14 protein-coding genes are annotated in these 15,673 nt (G+C 65.3%); 5 read left to right on the forward strand and 9 right to left on the reverse strand.

From position 1 onward, the window contains the following. The 6 genes from rqpR to NH14_RS08500 form a co-directional block, all read right to left on the reverse strand. Positions 1-657 carry a response regulator transcription factor RqpR gene (gene rqpR / locus NH14_RS08475; protein WP_035523485.1) on the reverse strand — a complete coding sequence of 219 codons (657 nt, stop codon included), beginning with the start codon at positions 655-657 and terminating at the stop codon, positions 1-3. Further along, positions 654-1,670 (reverse strand): sensor histidine kinase, encoded by a 1,017-nt coding sequence (locus tag NH14_RS08480; RefSeq protein WP_052147869.1) that lies wholly within the window; start codon positions 1,668-1,670, stop codon positions 654-656. Before NH14_RS08480 ends, rqpR begins: the two co-directional genes overlap by 4 nt. 401 nt (positions 1,671-2,071) lie before the next feature. Next, positions 2,072-2,842: a ferredoxin--NADP reductase gene (locus tag NH14_RS08485; protein WP_035523488.1), complete on the reverse strand. Its 771-nt coding sequence runs from the start codon at positions 2,840-2,842 to the stop codon at positions 2,072-2,074. Between the two features lie 510 nt (positions 2,843-3,352). Next, positions 3,353-4,027, reverse strand: coding sequence for a LysE family translocator (locus tag NH14_RS08490; protein ID WP_035523977.1), 675 nt, complete (start codon positions 4,025-4,027; stop codon positions 3,353-3,355). Between the two features lie 137 nt (positions 4,028-4,164). Continuing rightward, positions 4,165-4,968, reverse strand: coding sequence for an endonuclease/exonuclease/phosphatase family protein (locus tag NH14_RS08495; protein WP_035523491.1), 804 nt, complete (start codon positions 4,966-4,968; stop codon positions 4,165-4,167). A gap of 153 nt (positions 4,969-5,121) precedes the next feature. Then, positions 5,122-5,619, reverse strand: coding sequence for a hypothetical protein (locus tag NH14_RS08500; RefSeq protein WP_237179598.1), 498 nt, complete (start codon positions 5,617-5,619; stop codon positions 5,122-5,124). A 1,036-nt stretch (positions 5,620-6,655) separates the two neighbouring features. On the opposite strand from NH14_RS08500, the gene NH14_RS08505 reads away from it, so the two are divergent. Both NH14_RS08505 and NH14_RS08510 read left to right on the forward strand, forming a co-directional pair. Then, positions 6,656-7,762 carry an NAD(P)/FAD-dependent oxidoreductase gene (locus tag NH14_RS08505; protein ID WP_035523494.1) on the forward strand — a complete coding sequence of 369 codons (1,107 nt, stop codon included), beginning with the start codon at positions 6,656-6,658 and terminating at the stop codon, positions 7,760-7,762. A gap of 191 nt (positions 7,763-7,953) precedes the next feature. After that, positions 7,954-8,265, forward strand: a complete 312-nt coding sequence (locus NH14_RS08510; protein WP_035523499.1) for a high-potential iron-sulfur protein — start codon at positions 7,954-7,956, stop codon at positions 8,263-8,265. 134 nt (positions 8,266-8,399) lie between these two features. On the opposite strand, the gene NH14_RS08515 is transcribed toward NH14_RS08510, so the two are convergent. Further along, a complete protein-coding gene (locus tag NH14_RS08515; RefSeq protein WP_035523503.1) occupies positions 8,400-9,914 on the reverse strand; it encodes an amidase in 1,515 nt (504 codons plus the stop codon). Between the two features lie 143 nt (positions 9,915-10,057). After that, positions 10,058-10,756 carry a dienelactone hydrolase family protein gene (locus NH14_RS08520; RefSeq protein ID WP_035523505.1) on the reverse strand — a complete coding sequence of 233 codons (699 nt, stop codon included), beginning with the start codon at positions 10,754-10,756 and terminating at the stop codon, positions 10,058-10,060. A 654-nt stretch (positions 10,757-11,410) separates the two neighbouring features. On the opposite strand from NH14_RS08520, the gene NH14_RS08525 reads away from it, so the two are divergent. Then, the gene (locus tag NH14_RS08525; RefSeq protein WP_035523508.1) at positions 11,411-12,556 is read left to right on the forward strand and encodes a branched-chain amino acid ABC transporter substrate-binding protein; all 1,146 of its coding nucleotides are present in this window, start codon (positions 11,411-11,413) and stop codon (positions 12,554-12,556) included. 106 nt (positions 12,557-12,662) lie between these two features. On the opposite strand, the gene NH14_RS08530 is transcribed toward NH14_RS08525, so the two are convergent. Beyond that, positions 12,663-13,880 carry an MFS transporter gene (locus tag NH14_RS08530; RefSeq protein ID WP_035523512.1) on the reverse strand — a complete coding sequence of 406 codons (1,218 nt, stop codon included), beginning with the start codon at positions 13,878-13,880 and terminating at the stop codon, positions 12,663-12,665. A gap of 158 nt (positions 13,881-14,038) precedes the next feature. On the opposite strand from NH14_RS08530, the gene NH14_RS08535 reads away from it, so the two are divergent. Together NH14_RS08535 and NH14_RS08540 are read left to right on the forward strand one after the other, a co-directional pair. Beyond that, on the forward strand, positions 14,039-14,740 hold the full coding sequence (locus NH14_RS08535; protein ID WP_035523515.1) for a HugZ family pyridoxamine 5'-phosphate oxidase: 702 nt from the start codon (positions 14,039-14,041) through the stop codon (positions 14,738-14,740). Positions 14,741-15,140: 400 nt separating this feature from the next. Then, positions 15,141-15,449 carry an H-NS histone family protein gene (locus tag NH14_RS08540; RefSeq protein ID WP_035523518.1) on the forward strand — a complete coding sequence of 103 codons (309 nt, stop codon included), beginning with the start codon at positions 15,141-15,143 and terminating at the stop codon, positions 15,447-15,449. Positions 15,450-15,673 lie beyond the last annotated feature (224 nt).

A 15,673-nucleotide genomic window follows, 5' to 3' on the forward strand; every position in this document is an offset into this window, starting at 1 on the left:
TCAAAGCCCCGGCGCCGGCGCGATATCGACCAGCCGGTTGCTCATCACGTAGAAGGTGAGCTCGGCGTTATTGGTGAGCTTCATCTTTTCGAGCAGCCGCGTGCGGTAGACGCTCACGGTCTTCACCGAGAGCGAGAGCGTGCGCGCGATGTCGGTGAGGCGCTTGCCCGAGGCGAGCATGCACAGCGTCTGGTATTCGCGGTCGGAAAGCTTTTCGTGCGGCAGTTGCTCGCCGTCGACGAGCACATACTCGGCGAGCGCTTCGGCCATCGCCGGGCTCACGTACTTGCGGCCGCTCGCGACGTGCTGGATCGCGGCGATCATCTGCGCGGCGTCCACCGTCTTCGAGAGATAGCCCGACGCGCCCGCCTTGAGCGCGCGCACGGCGTACTGGTCTTCGCGATACATCGAGAACATCAGCACTGGCACGCGCGGCGCCTTTTTCTTCGCGCGCTTGAGCACCTCGATGCCGTTCATGTCGGGCAGCGAGATGTCGAGCAGCACCACATCGCAAGCGTGCTTCGCGACGGTGGCGAGCGCCTGCGCGCCGCTTGGCGCCTCGATCACTTCGCTCGCGACGCGGCGGTCGAGCAGCAGCTGACGCACACCCTGGCGCACCACGGCGTGATCGTCGACGAGCAGGATGCGCAGGCTCATGAGCGGCCGCCCTCGAGATGGTCTGCCGCAGGTTCGGCGCGCGGGCGCGTGAGCAGCGTCTCCCAAAGGAAGCGCGCTTCGACGGTCGTGCCTGGCCGGGCCGGATCGGCGGCGAGGCGGCAGGCGGCGGCGCGGCGAGACGGGGTGGTGCGCAGCGTGCCGCCGAAGGCGGCGCAGCGCTCGCGCATGCCGGCGATGCCGTAGGCGTTGCGGCTGGTCGGCGCGGCTTGTTCGGCTTGTGCGGACTGCCGGCATTGCCGCCCGGCGCGCCGCGCGGCTTTGCGCGAAAGGCCGACGCCGTCGTCGATCACGCTCACGATCAGCTCGCTGGGCGTGCTGGTCAGACGCACTTCGACCTGCGTGGCTTGGGCGTGGCGAGCGACGTTAGTGAGTGCTTCCTGCGCGACACGGAACACTGCGAGCGCCGCCTCGGCGGGCAGGCGCGCGAGGCGCGCTTCGTCGTCGCGGGTGAAACCGGTGGAGTGGAGCGCGGCGGTTGAGTTTGCAGATGCATTGGCCGACGAGTTGGTCAGGAAGCGCGCAGCAAGCCCGGTGCGCGAGGCGAAGTCGCGAGTCCAGTTCGCGAGCGCGTCGGCAAGGCCCGCGTGCAGTTCGGGCGCGTGCAGCCCGTCGAGCACGTGGCGCATGGCGTCGGTGGCGGAATTCAGCGAGCGCATGACGAGCGCGAGCGCCTCGGTGCATTGAGGCGGTGTGTTGGCGGGCAGCCAGGTATGGACGTTCGCAAGGGCGAAACGCGTGGCCGTCAGTTCGGCGCCGACGCTGTCGTGCAGTTCCCGCGCGAGCCGGTGGCGCGCGGCTTCGTCGGCGTCGACGCGGGCCGCGCTGGCTGCGGCGATCCGCTCCTGCACGCGCGCGATGGCATCGAGCGTCACGCGCGTGCCTTCGGCGCTGGCGAGGAGAGGGAAGCCGCCTGCCGCGCGGAGGGCACGCGCGCCCGGCGCATCCGCGCGAGGCCCGCCGGCATCAAGCGCCGCGCGATTCGACGTATCCATCCATCCCCCGTGATTTCCCGTTCAGGAATCGGTCTTTTTCTGTTCTGGCATGCGCGGCGGAGCGTAACGAAATTTACATCCAGTAACAACATGGATTTGCCCGTGCCAAGCCTTCCGACATGACCGATGGTGCGCCGCGATGATAACTGAAAACCCGGGAAACTTCAGTCAGGACAATACTTAGCGGCGAAAGCTGAGAAACCGGGCGAAGTTGGCCGGGGGCTCGCGGTGTAGGAAAAAGGCTGACACAGCGACGGCGCGAAGTCTGCCCAAAATGTAACGGGCTGGCGTCGTGCGGCGAGCAGTGCCGCGATCTGCGAGGGCAAAAGCCAGGCGAAAAAAAACCGGAGCGCGAGGCTCCGGTTCCTGTATCTGAGGCAAGGCTGGTTTTAGCCCGCGACTTATCCCACAAACGCTTTTTCCACGACAAAGTGGCCCGGCTCGTTATTGCTGCCTTCCTTGAGGCCGGCCTTTTCGAGCAGTGCGACGGTGTCGCGCAGCATGTGCGTGCTGCCGCACAGCATGACCCGGTCGCGCTCGGGCGTGAACCCGGGCAGGTCGAGGTCGGTGAACAGCTTGCCGGTGTCGATCAGTTCGGTGATGCGGCCGCGGTTGTCGAACACTTCGCGCGTCACGGTCGGGTAGTAGACGAGCTTCTCGCGAACGATCTCGCCGAGGTATTCGTGCTCGCGCAGTTCTTCGGTGATGAATTCCTTGTACGCGAGTTCGTCGACGAAACGGCAGGTGTGCGTGAGCACGATCTTTTCATAACGGTCGTAGATGTCGGGGTCCTTGATGATCGACATGAAGGGCGCGAGGCCCGTGCCGGTCGAGAGCAGCCACAGGACCTTGCCGGGCAGCAGGTTGTCGGCCACCAGCGTGCCGACGGGCTTCTTGCCGATCAGAACCTTGTCGCCCACCTTCAGGTGCTGCAGGCGCGACGTGAGCGGGCCGTCCGGCACCTTGATGCTCAGAAACTCGAGATGCTCTTCATAGTTCGCGCTCGCGAGCGAGTATGCGCGCATCAGTGGCTTGCCTTCGACCTCGAGGCCGACCATGGTGAACTGGCCGTTGTCGAAACGCAGGGCCTGGTCGCGCGTGCAGGTGAAGCTGAAAAGCGTGTCGGTCCAGTGATGCACGCTCAGAACGGTTTCTTCGGTGTGTTTGCTCATGGTTCCTGATGATGCGAAACAAGGTCCGCCGGACGGGGGCGTTCCTTCCGGCCGCGCATGACAAGGCATGTAGGGCTCGGTTTGACGATGCGCGGCGTGCACGTTGCTCTGCGCTCCGCTTGAATTCACGCTTTGATTCGCGCTTTGATTCGCGCTTTGATTCGAATTCGTGCCCCGTTTTTGCCAGCTTGTTGGCCGTCCCATTGCGAACGAGGCGCAATCTGGCATTTTAACGCGAGCGGGCCTTATGGGCTGCGCCGCGTCTAACGAGAGGGGTGACCTGCGTTAGGCAAGTTGTCGCGAGGCGACAAACGGCTGCGGCGGGATGCGGCGCATGGGCACGAAAACCGGGAGCCCAGCCTGGGAGTCCAGCAGCCCTTCGGACGAGCGGGTTCGCCCGTTGGGGCAGGCTCGAATGTTGATCGGAATGATACCGGAAGGTTCGACGCGCCGCAGCAGAGACCCTGCTGGCGGGGCAGATTCGGCGCGCGCGAGGGCGTCAGCAGGGTCTCAGCGCTCGGCGGCGAGCTTCGCGGCCAGACCGATCAGCGCCGCGCCGCAGAACGCGTCGATGGGGCGGCGCAGCCGCTTGTAGCCGCGTTGCGTGCGATGGTCGGCGAACAGCAGCGCGAGGCTCGAGTGGTAGCCGAACGACATTGCCGCGACGAGCGCGAGCGCCGCGCCATAGAACCACGCCGGCGGATGCGCGGGAAAGATCGCCGCGAACACGCTGGTCCAGAACACGCAGGACTTCGGGTTCGTGAGGCAGGTGAGAAAGCCCGCGCGCCACGTGCGCAGCCAGGCGCGCCGGTCGGGCGGCGGCAGCGGGGCCGCGGGCGCCGCATGGGCGGCTTTCGTGGCTACGTTTGCCGTGCTTGCCTCGTTCGTATCCCGGCGTGCGCCCGAGCGCAGCAGCTTGACGCCGAACCAGAGCAGATACAGCGCGCCGGCTACGCGCACGCCGTGATAGAGCCACTCGATATGCTGGAGCACCGCGGCGAAGCCCAGCATGGCGAGCGCGGCCCAGAGCGTGGAGCCCGTTCCCACGCCGAACGCCGAGGCAATGCCGAGACTGCGCCGCCCCGCGAGCGACAGCTGCGTCACCATGAAGAAGTTCGGTCCGGGGCTGACGAGCGCGAACAAATAGACGATGGCGATCTGGAGCAGCGTGGCGAAGGGGTGCATGTGAGGCCGGATGAAGCCGAATGGGAGGAGGGCACCCGAGGGCGCGCGACGCGACATATTAGCGCGATTGCATGCGCAGCTCGTGGGGGCTTTGCTGGCGTTCGCGTCGCGGTGTGGCGTCCCCGGCAGGCGGGCCGTTATTCGAGCCGCAGCCGCGCCATGTACGGCAGGTGGTCGGACAGCCAGGCCGTCTCCTGGGGGGGCTGGATCAGCTCGACCGGTTGCAGGCCACGCACGAACATCTTGTCGAGCGCGAGCGCGGGCGAGAACGCGGGAAACGTGCGCGCCGGCTCGCCGAGCAGCGTCGCGACTTCGTGCAGGCCGTGCTCCGCGAAGATCGGCACCGAGTCGTTGCGCCAGTCGTTGAAGTCGCCCGCGAGCACGAGCGGCCCTTGCGGCGCTTCCTTGGCGATCCAGTGGGCGATCCAGTTCATCTGCCGCAGCCGCGCGCTGCGCGTGAGCGCGAGGTGCGCGCACAGCAGCGTGACCGACTGGCCCGCGACGCTCGCGCGCGCGACGAGCAGGCCGCGCCGTTCGAAACGATGCGCCGAGATGTCCCAGCGGCCGCCCAGATCGAGCGGATGCGGCGAGAGAATCGCATTGCCGTGCCGCCACGAAGGCTTGAACACATTCGGCCCGAGCGCGATTTGCAACTCGAGCGCGTCGGCGATCTCGGTGGCCTGGCAGTGCCAGACGTCCGCCAGCGGGTCGCCGAGTTCCGCGCCGAAAGCCGTGGACAGCACCGGCTGCGGCAGACGCCGCGCCATCGCCTCCTGAAGGAACCAGGCATCGGCGTGGGTGGACTGCACCCAGCGCCGCATGGCCTGCCAGGCCTGAAAGCCAAGCGGTGAGCGGCCCTTGTGCAGATTCCAGCTCACCGCGACGAAGTCCCGGGTGTTGGCCGGGACCGCGTCGATGAGGGGTTGTTCGAGATTTCGCATGCGCTTGTTACAACGAGTTCTTACGACAGTTTCGTGCGGTTTTTGCTGCGGCCGGCGGATCGCTTCGTTTCAGTTCGGTTCAGTTCAGTTCAGTTCAGTTCAGTTCAGTTTAGATCGGCGCCGACGGGCAGCGCGCTTCAAGCCAGCATTTCATCAAGGCTGCTGGGACGGCGGGGCGACGCTTGCGCGCACCCGGTAAGACAGCGCGGGATCCCTGTCGACGATCGGCCAGCTAACCCATTGACCGGCAGGCACGACGAGCCCCGGATGGCTAGCGTTCACCTGGCGCGGCTGCGGCGGCAGCTTGCAGCCGGACGGGCTTTGCCGAGCGGCGTTGTCTTCGAGCGTCTCCTGGGCTTCGATCGAGAGGATCGACTGAGTCGCGTTCGCGCGCAGCGGCGAGACCGTGATCGTGCGCAGCAGGTCGATACTGCCCGCGACCTCGTCCTTGCAGCCGACCCGGTGCGAGACGACATTGTGATGTGTGTCGGTGCGCGCCTGGCCCACCGTGGTGGTGCCGTTGAACGAGTCGATCAGCTGGCCGTCGCGGATCACCTGCAGTGTCCAGGTAACTACCGGTTGCATACCGGGTTGCGCGTACGGTTGTGGCGCATACGTGGGCTGGGCGTTGGGCTGCGGCGTGGGGGCCAGCGCTGGCGGTGCAGCGGGCAGGGGGGCTGGCAGCGGCGCCGGTTGCTGAACCGGTGCTGGCGGCACAGCAGGGCGCGGTGCGGGTTGCGGGACCGGTTGTGGCGTCGGCGCTGGCTGCACGGCCCGCTGCGGCGTTGGCTGTGTCGCTGGCGTATGCAATATCGGGGGTTCTGCCGCAGGTCCCGGCTGGGTAACGGGCGCGGTAACGGGCGGCTGGGCATTGTTCTGCGGAGCCGGCTCATACGCTGGCTCATAAGCCGGCTTGTGGACGGGTTTATGCGCGGGCTTGTGTACGGGTTTCGAAGCAGGCTTTGGAGTTGGCTTTGAAGCGGGCTTCGGTGCTGTCTGGGGCGCGGGCGCCGGAGCAGCCTGCGGGACTGGCTGTGATTTCGATTGTGGCGCTGGCTGCGCCGCCGGCGGTTGCTCGGTCCCGGAAGGTGGGGCCGGAACGGCGTGCACAACGGGCTGCGAGGCGGGAGTCGCGGGCTGCACCACGCCCTCCGTTCGCGTCTGCGCGCTTGCGGTCACGAACGCGGCAGCAGCGGCGAACAGGGTAGCGGCGAGGCAATGCTTCAACAACGTCATGTGGGCAGGCTCCATGCACGCGTGCCGTGCGAACCGGTTGTGCTGGTTCGCAACGGCGGGGCGGGTTCCTTGAGACATTCGATCCTATACCGGGTTCGCAAACACTGGACCGCAACGGTGAATTTCAAATGTGGAGGCTCCGCGCAGCTTCAATCGCGCCGTGTGTAACTATTTGCAATATAGGGGCAACAGCGGGGCATTTCGAGGCCAGTTCGGCAACCAATTGTTATTTTTATCGCAACGATGGACGGCATTGAATCGCCACCTCCCGTCGATAGCCGGGGTTTGCCACGGTCCGCGCTGCATTCCGCGTGCGTGTGCGATCGGTGGATTTGCACGCATATTCGTTACCTATTCGATTTAAACCAGCCCCGCCCTCGGTCTACAATTTTTCTGATGGCGGCGTCAGGGAGGCGCCGCCGCCTTATTCGCCGGATGCGGACTCAGCGACATGGATCAGATCGAATGTGTGGTGATTGGCGCGGGCGTGGTCGGCCTCGCCGTGGCGCGTGCGCTGGCGGCGCGCGGACGCGAGGTGATCGTGCTGGAGGCCGCCGACGCCATCGGCACCAGCACCAGCTCGCGCAACAGCGAGGTGATTCACGCGGGGCTCTACTACCCGCGCGGCTCGCTCAAGGCGACCCTGTGCGTGCGCGGGCGCGAGATGCTTTACGAGTACTGCGCGGCGCGTAACGTCGCGCATGCGCGCTGCGGCAAGCTGCTCGTGGCCACGACGCACGCCCAGGTCGCGCAGCTCGAAGCAATTCAGGCGCGCGGCAAGGAAAACGGCGTATTCGATCTCACGCGCATCAACAAGACCGAGGCGCTGGCGCTCGAGCCCGCGCTCGAATGCGTGGCGGCGGTGTACTCGCCGCAGACCGGCATCGTCGACAGTCATCAGCTGATGCTGGCCTTGCAAGGCGACGCCGAACGCGATGGCGCCGTGGTCGCGCTCAAGTCGCCGGTGGAGTCGGTGAACGCGAGCGCGAACGGCTTCGTGATCAGGACGGGCGGCGAGTCCCCCACCGAAATCCGCGCGGCCTGCCTCATCAACAGCGCGGGCCTGCATGCCACGCGGGTCGCGAAACGCATCCGCGGGCTCGATCCGCGCTACATCCCACCCCTTTATCTCGCGCGCGGCAATTACTTCAGCGTCTCGGGGCGCGTGCCGTTTTCGCGCCTCATCTATCCGATGCCGAACGAGGCCGGGCTTGGCGTGCATCTCACGCTCGATCTCGGTGGCCAGGCGCGCTTCGGTCCCGATGTGGAGTGGATCGATTCGATCGACTACGACGTCGATCCGCGCCGCGCCGACGCGTTCTATGCGCAGATCCGCAGCTACTGGCCGGGCTTGCCCGACGGCGCGCTGCAACCCGCCTACGCCGGCATCCGGCCCAAGCTCTCGGGCCCGGGCGAGAACGCGGCCGATTTCGTGATTCAGGGCGGCGCGGCGCACGGCGTGCGCGGGCTCGTGAATCTGTTCGGCATTGAGTCACCGGGGCTCACGGCATCGCTCGCCATCGCACAGCGCGTGTGCGAGGTGGCCGGGCTCGCCTGACGCGTCCCAAGTGCCTGACTTGCCCGAGGGGCCTGACGTCTGACGCCCGGCACCCCGGCTCGCATCCTCTTATTACCAGGATGCGAATTGCTTATCTCGGGAATTCATGATGCACGCACGGCGGCTTCGTTGTTATTCTTCACGCCACGCCGTCGGCAGAACGGTGTGCCCACAATATTGGAGTACTGCTCATGAAATCGTCCCGCCGCAGCTTTCTTATCACGAGTGTTGGCGTTGCCGCAACCGTTGCGCTGTCGCGCCAGGCTTTCGCCGACGCGCCGAAGGTTAGTGAATCCGAACCCACCGCCCAGGCACTCGGCTACAAGGCCGACGCAACCAAGGTCGACAAGGCCAAGTTCGCGAAGTACGCCGCCGGCCAGGATTGCAGCAACTGCACGTTCTATCAAGGCAAGCCCACCGACGCCTACGCCCCGTGTCCGATGTTCCCGGGCAAGCAGGTGGCAGGCAAGGGCTGGTGCAGCGCCTATAACAAGAAGGCCTGACAGGCCCTCGTGCACGAGCCTGGGAAGTCGCGCAGGCTCGAAGCAGGTTGCTAATCGCATTGCACGCGCATTGCATGTATCGTTGCGCGCGCACCGGCTTAAACCTGCTTCACCCAGACCGGCCTTCGGGCGGTCTAGACACGCGCCATCAGCAGAGGCGGCCGCCGTCCGAACCACGGCCTCGCCGCCTCGAGTTGAGCCGCGAGGCGCAGCAGCAAGGCATCGTTGCCTTCACGCGCCGCGAATTGCACGCCGATCGGCAGGCCCCGCGCATTCCACGCGAGCGGCACCGACATCGAAGGCTGCCCCGTCAGATTGAACAGCTCGGTGCAGCCCGCCCATGCGAACGCCTTGTTCGCGGACTCCGTCAGCAGTTTTTTCATTAGCGCTTCCACCGGCATCGCGGTGACGGCACGCATCTGCATGCGTTCCGAAGACGTGGGCTTGAGCTCGCCGATTTTCACCGGCGGTGCGGCCAGCGTCGCGCACAGAATCACGTCGAAACGGGTCATCAGGTCGGCGAATTGCGCCGTGATGCGCTGCTGCGTCTCGAGCGCGGCGGGCAGCGCCTGCTCGCCCAGCTTGCGGCCGATGTGCGCCATCGCCCATGTCGCGATCTCGAAATCCTGGCGGCGCGGCTTCGTGCCCGTGATCGTGCCGGCCTCGAGCACGTACTTCTCGGCCACCACCGACCACAGCATCAGGAATGCCTCGCGCGCCGCCGCGAAATCCACCTTGAGCTGCACCGGCTCCACGTTGTGCCCGAGCGAGGCGAGCAGCGCGGCCGCGCCGTCGAGCGCTCCGCGCACGTCGGGCGAAAGCGCGTCGGCGAACAGCGGATCGGTGATAAAGGCGACGGCGAGCTGCTTGCCGCCATCGAGCGGCTCGCGTGCCGCCGCGAGAAAAGTGCCCGGCGCGCCCGGCGCAACCGCCGGGTTGCCGGCGAGCAGGTCGAGCATGAGCGCGCTGTCGCGCACGCTGCGCGACACGGCGAGATCGACGCCCAGTCCGCCCGGCGAAGGCGGCACGTCCGAAGGCGGCTGGTTGGCGCGCGAGGGCTTGAGGCCGAAGAGCCCGCAGCACGAGGCGGGAATGCGGATCGAGCCGCCGCCGTCCGAGGCGTGCGCGAGTGGCACGATGCCCGCCGCGACCGAGGCGGCCGCGCCGCCGCTCGAGCCGCCCGGCGTGTGATCGAGATTCCACGGATTGCGGCACGGGCCGAACAACTCGGGCTCCGTGTAGGGCATCTGGCCGAGCTCCGAGGCGCTCGTCTTGCCGAACAGATTCAGCCCCGCGGCGCGAAAACGCTCGACTACGGGCGCATCCGCCGTCGGCACGTAATGGCGATAGTGGCGGCTGCCGAGCGTCATGCGCAGCCCCGCGACCGCCGCGCCCAGATCCTTGACGAGAAACGGCACGCCCGCGAGCGGCCCCTGCGCGAGGGCGTCGACGCCGTTGCCGCCCGCCTCGATGCGCAGCGCGCGCTTGCGCGCCGCATCGTAGTCCTTGAGCACGATCGCATTGATCGCGGGATTGGCGGCTTCGGCGCGTGCGATCGCGGTGTCGAGCAGTTCGCGCGCGCTCACTTCACGGCGCTGCACGAGTTCGGCAAGGCCGATGGCGTCGTATTCCAGATAGTCGGACTGCAAGGCGCGCACTCCTTAGGGGGCGTCGAGGGATGGGGCGCACTGAATGGCGCACTGAAGAGCGCACCGAAACGAAAGCGGCCATTGCAACGATTCTGCCGCAATGGCCGCTTCCTGTGCCGCGCTTGCGCGCGCTGGCGGTTTTGTTACAGGTTTTGCGCGAGGAATGTGAGCGTGCGGCCGTGCGCGAGCGCCGACGCATTCTGGTTATACGACGCGCGGACCGAGCAGTTGAAGCCGTGATCGGCGCCCGGGTAGAGATGGAATTCGGCGTTGTCGCGGCCGGCGAAGCGCTCCTTCACCTGGCCCACCGCGTCGAGCGGAATGCCGTGGTCGAGTTCGGCGTAATGGAACAGCATCGGCTGCTTGATCTGGTCGGCGAGATCGAGCTGCGTGTGAATGCCGCCGCCATAGTACGAAACCGCCGCATCCAAGGAGCCGCTCGCCGCGGCCAGATACGCGAGCCGGCCGCCCAGGCAATAGCCGATGGCGGCGACCTTGCCACTGCACTCGGGCAGCTTGCGCAGCGTGGCGGCCGTCGCGGCAATGTCCTCGACAACGAGAGTCATGTCGGTCTTCTTCATCAGCTCGATTCCGCGCTCGCGGTCCGCGCCCACATAGTCGAGCTCGACGCGCGGCGCGGTGCGCCAGAAGATGTCGGGGGCGATCGCCACGTAGCCGTCGAGCGCGTACTGCTCGACCACGTCGCGAATGTGGCCGTTCACGCCGAAGATTTCCTGAATGATGACGATGCCCGGACCCTTGCCGCCCTTGGGCAGGGCGAGATACGCGCCGAAACTGTCCTTGCCGGCGGGAATGTCGATCCACTTGGTCAATACGCTCACGTTGCTCTCCTTCTACGCGAATGGGGTGGTGCCGAAAACGGGGAGCCAGTTTGCCATGGCGGCGCGCGGTCTGCAGCGCGCCGTGCGCAAGCAGAGCGTAATAATCGCGATTAATCGCTTTTCGGGTACGTGGCCAATTTGATGCGAGAAAACCCTGGAGCGCGCAACGATTCGTGCGTGCTGCGAATTAATCGAAGGCTGACTTTAATTTCAGCTAATCCCGAAGCGAGTGGCGCATTCGAAATGCAAACGTTATCGTGGCCGTCAACGCATTTACCATCCTCCTCCTAACTCGCCAAAAATCCCGAAAAATATTCGGACGCACCCTGGAAAATGCTTTCGAAAGGATTGCAAACTTCTTGGGGAGCCCTTACGGGTCAAGGTCGGCAGGCCGATTGACCGGGCTTTCGAAGTATTCGGGTGAAAGCCTATTGGTACTCGCCCCGATATCTGAAAAAAATACTCCAAATTAATTTGATCACCTACACTTGCGCGCAAGTATGGATGGGCGGTCTGCCATGAGCGGGCTTTTCGCCATACGGGCCAGGTGCATCAAGGATGCATCCGCGTGGTCGTCCGCACGGGGAGCGACACGTTCGGGGCGCGGGAGCACTGGGCGATTACGTTGCTGTTGGTTCGAAACCGGAGACTTACATGAATATCAAGCTTCACAAGCTGTTGCCGATTAGCGCGGCAGTCGTTTTGTTCGCGTCGTTTGCAACGGCAGCGAGCGCCGACGAAACGGTCAAGATCGGCCACGTCGCGCCGCTGACGGGCGGCATTGCGCACCTCGGCAAGGACAACGAAAATGGCGCGCGCCTCGCGGTCGAGGAAATCAACGCGAAGGGCCTGACGATCAACGGTCAGAAGGTCACGCTGGCGCTCGACGCCCAGGACGACGCAGCCGACCCGCGCACGGCCACGCAGGTCGCGCAGAAGCTCGTCGACGACAAGGTCGTCGCGGTCGTGGGCCACCTGAACTCGGGCACCTCGATCCCGGCTTCGAAGATTTACAGCGATGCGGGCATCGTGCAGATCTCGCCGTCGGCCACCAACCCGGCCTACACGCAGCAAGGCTTCAAGACCACCTATCGCGTGGTGGCGACCGACGCCCAGCAGGGTCCGGCGCTCGCGAACTACGCGGCGAAGACTCTGAAGCTCAAGAGCGTGGCGATCGTCGACGACTCGACGGCTTATGGCCAGGGCCTTGCGAACGAATTCGAGAAGACCGCCAAGTCGCTCGGCATGAACGTGGTTTCGCATGACGCGACCAACGACAAGGCCGTGGACTTCCGCGCCATTCTCACGAAGATCAAGGGCGAGAACCCCGACGCGATCATGTACGGCGGCATGGACGCCACCGGCGGCCCGTTCGCCAAGCAAGCCAAGCAGCTTGGCCTGCGCGCCAAGGTGCTCGCGGGCGACGGCGTCTGTACCGACAAGCTCGCCGACCTCGCCGGCGACGCGACCGACAACATCGTGTGTTCGGAAGCGGGCATGGCGCTCGAAAAGATGCCGGGCGGCAAGGCGTTCGAAGCGAAGTTCGAGAAGCGTTTCGGCCAGCCGATCCAGATCTACGCGCCGTTCACGTATGACGCGGTGTACATCATCGTCGACGCGATGAAGCGCGCCAACTCGACCGATCCGGCCAAGATCCTCGCCGCCATGCCGGCTACGGATTACAAGGGCGTGATTGGCGAGACGACCTTCGATTCGAAGGGCGACCTCAAGCACGGCGTGATCTCGCTGTACAACTACAAGGCCGGCAAGAAGTCGCTGCTCGACGTGGTGAAGATGTAAATCGTCACGCGTTCGACTTCATAGTTGCCGCAGTAGTTAAAGCCCGTGGGTTTTTGGACCCGCGGGCTTTTGTTTTGGAGGGCGCGCTTTACAAACGGCGCAAGCGTCAAATCCCCAGCCGCCTGAGCACTTTCGGCCCGGCGAACGCCACGAGCGCGGCGCACAGCGCGACCACCGCGAGCCCGACGGTGAGATTGGTCACCTGCGTGATGCCGCCGATCACGACCGGCCCGAACAACAGCCCGAAGTAAGCGATGCCCGCGACGTGCGCGAGGCCCTCGGCGGCGTGGATACCTTTCACGCGCGCGGCGGCGGCGAACAGCACCGGCATCATGTTCGCGAGGCCGAGTCCCATGAGCGTGAAGCCCGTGAGCGCGGCGAACGAATACGGCAGCAGCAGCGCGCCGATCATGCCGGCGCAGGCGAGCGAGGCGCTCGCGAACACGAGCTGCGGCGCGCCGAAGCGTGCGCGCACGGCGTCGCCGGCAAAGCGCGCGGCGGCCATGCCGCCCGAGAACGCGGCGTAGGCGGCGCTCGCCAGCGCCGGCGTCGAGAGCACGACGTCGCGCATATAGACCGTGGCCCAGTCGTACATCGCGCCTTCGGCGATCAGCGCGATCAGCGCGATGCCGCCCAGCGCCCACAGCGCGGGCGTGCGCCAGCGATTGCCGGTTTTGGCGTGCTCGCCGTGGGTGGCGTGCGGCACGTGCGGCAGCACGGCGGGGCACGACACGGCGAGCACGAGCGCGGCCGCCACGGAAGCCAGGAACAGATGCAGCGCGGGCGCCATGCCGTGCGCGAGCAGTGCGCCGCCGACGGCTGCGCCGGCCATGCCGCCCAGGCTGAACATGCCGTGCAGCGCCGACATGATCGGCTTGCCGACCGCTTCTTCGACGTCGCTCGCCTCGGCGTTCATGGCGACGTCGAGCGTGGCCATGCCCATGCCGAACGCCGCGAGCACGACGAGCAGCATCCAGTAGTACGGCACGACGAGAATCAGCGCGCCGCACACCGACATGGTGAGGCCGCCCGTGAGGCAGGCGCGGCGCGTGCCGACGCGCGCGATCCATCCGGCGATGGTTGTCATGGCCGCGATCGAGCCGCCCGCCACGGCGAAGAGCGCATAGGAAAGCAGGGCCGCGCTCAGGTGGAATTTGTCGCGCACCGTGGGCACGTGGACGCCCCAGGACGCGTACATCATCCCCGCGATAAAAAAGAGCGCCATGGTCGCGACGCGCGCGCGCTGGCGCGTGGCGGCGGGCAGCGCGCGATGAACGGCATGGGGCGGTTGTGCGAGGGACGAGTCGGGGAAGTGATCGGACACGGAAAATCCTGGGGTGGACAACAGCGAATCAGCTTTTTGAAAGGCGAGCGGAAATTCTAGCGAAGGCGCGCATGGGCTGCTTGCGGCCGCGTGGCCTGTTCTAATAGTGAGTGGGACCGCGCCGCGCCCATCGACCCGTCATCGATCGAGGACATCCCTTGAAGATCCCTGCTCACGCTCCGCTGCATCTGCTGCATCAGACCGCCACCGGCACGCTCGCCACCCACGCGCGCGAACCGCTTGGCTTTCCTTATCCGACGCTGCTGCCGTTCGTGCCCGATGCGCGCCACCGCCCGGTCATCCTTGTAAGCCGGCTTGCCGAGCACACGCGCAATCTGCAGGACGACTCGCGCGCGGGATTCCTCGTCGCGCAGATGAACGGCGACGATGTGCTGAGCGCGCCGCGCATGACGCTGCTCGGCCGGTTCGAGCCGAGCGGGCCCGAAGCTGGCGTGAACGCCGGAGTAGAAGCCGATTTTGACGCCGAGGCGCTCGCGCGCCGCTATCTCCGGTATCAGCCGGACGCCGCGCGTTATCTCGCGCTCGGCGATTTCACGTTCTGGACGATGCGCGTGGAGCGCCTGCGCTATATCGGCGGCTTTGGCGCGATGGGCTGGCTCGACGGCGCGGATCTCGACCCGCTCGATCCGCTTGCCGCCAACGAGGAAGAAGCGTTGATCCGCTTCTTCGAAACGCATCCGAAACGGCGCGACGGGCTCGCGCTACTGGGCGTGGACCGCTACGGCGCTGACCTCGGCATCGACGGCGTGCGCACACGCTATGTTTTCGAGGCACCGCAGAGCGACACGCAATCCTTGCATGCCGTGATAGCCGATTGCCTCGCACGGCATGCAAGCTGAGTATTTTTTCTATAAGGCGGCGGGCCTCGTTCGCTGCCTCTCGTGGCGCATTGCGCGATTTCGAGATAATACGTTGGTGCCGCCTGAAGTTCGCATGAGATGAAATGTTTTCGGTTTTTTTATCAATTAATTTTCATGACCTGCGAATTATGAGAGCGCGATTTATCTGAAAAATGGGATATTGGACGAAAATACCGATTTGCACGAAATGGCAGATCTGCGCGGCCTGGCGCGATGCTCCGCGATGCCTAATTCGGTTTAATTATTTCTATTGCTGTACGCTTTTCGCGACATTCGATTCTGTGTTAATCTCGCCTGCAAATTCCGAGGCAATTCACCTGTCAATGGGCATACTGACGCAAGATTGGTAGCCATTAATTAACAAACCACCAGGATACCTATGTCGTCCTACAAGGAACTCCTCGCTCAGCGAGAAAAGCTGGAGAAGCAGATTGAAGAGGCGAAGGCGCGTGAATATGCCGAAGTCCTCGACGAGATCAAGCAGAAAATGGCTGATTACGGCATTACGCTGGCCGAACTCGGCGGCGGCCGCGCAGCAGGCAAGGGCGCCAAGGCAGCCAGCCGCTCGCGCGCAAGCGTCGCGCCGAAATACCGTGACCCTGAAAGCGGCAGCACGTGGTCGGGCCGTGGCAAGCCGCCGCGCTGGATTGCCGGCAAGGACCGCGACGATTTCCTGATTCAGAAGTAATTAATCACCTTCTGGCATTCGGGCGATGGGCCTTGCGGCCCGCAAAGCGAAAAAGCCGCGCCGTCACGGGGCAAGCGCGGCTTTTTTGTTGCTCTCTTACTGATGCCTTTCCAATGCCTTGCGGCATTGTTCCTCTTGCGTAAACGCGAATACGAGGTGTTCTCGTAATCGGCTGATTTAAAAGAAGATTCCAGGGGTATCTCCAATTGGTCATGGTAGGGCCA

The organism is Paraburkholderia sacchari, from assembly GCF_000785435.2.
Classification (GTDB): Bacteria; Pseudomonadota; Gammaproteobacteria; order Burkholderiales; family Burkholderiaceae; genus Paraburkholderia; species Paraburkholderia sacchari.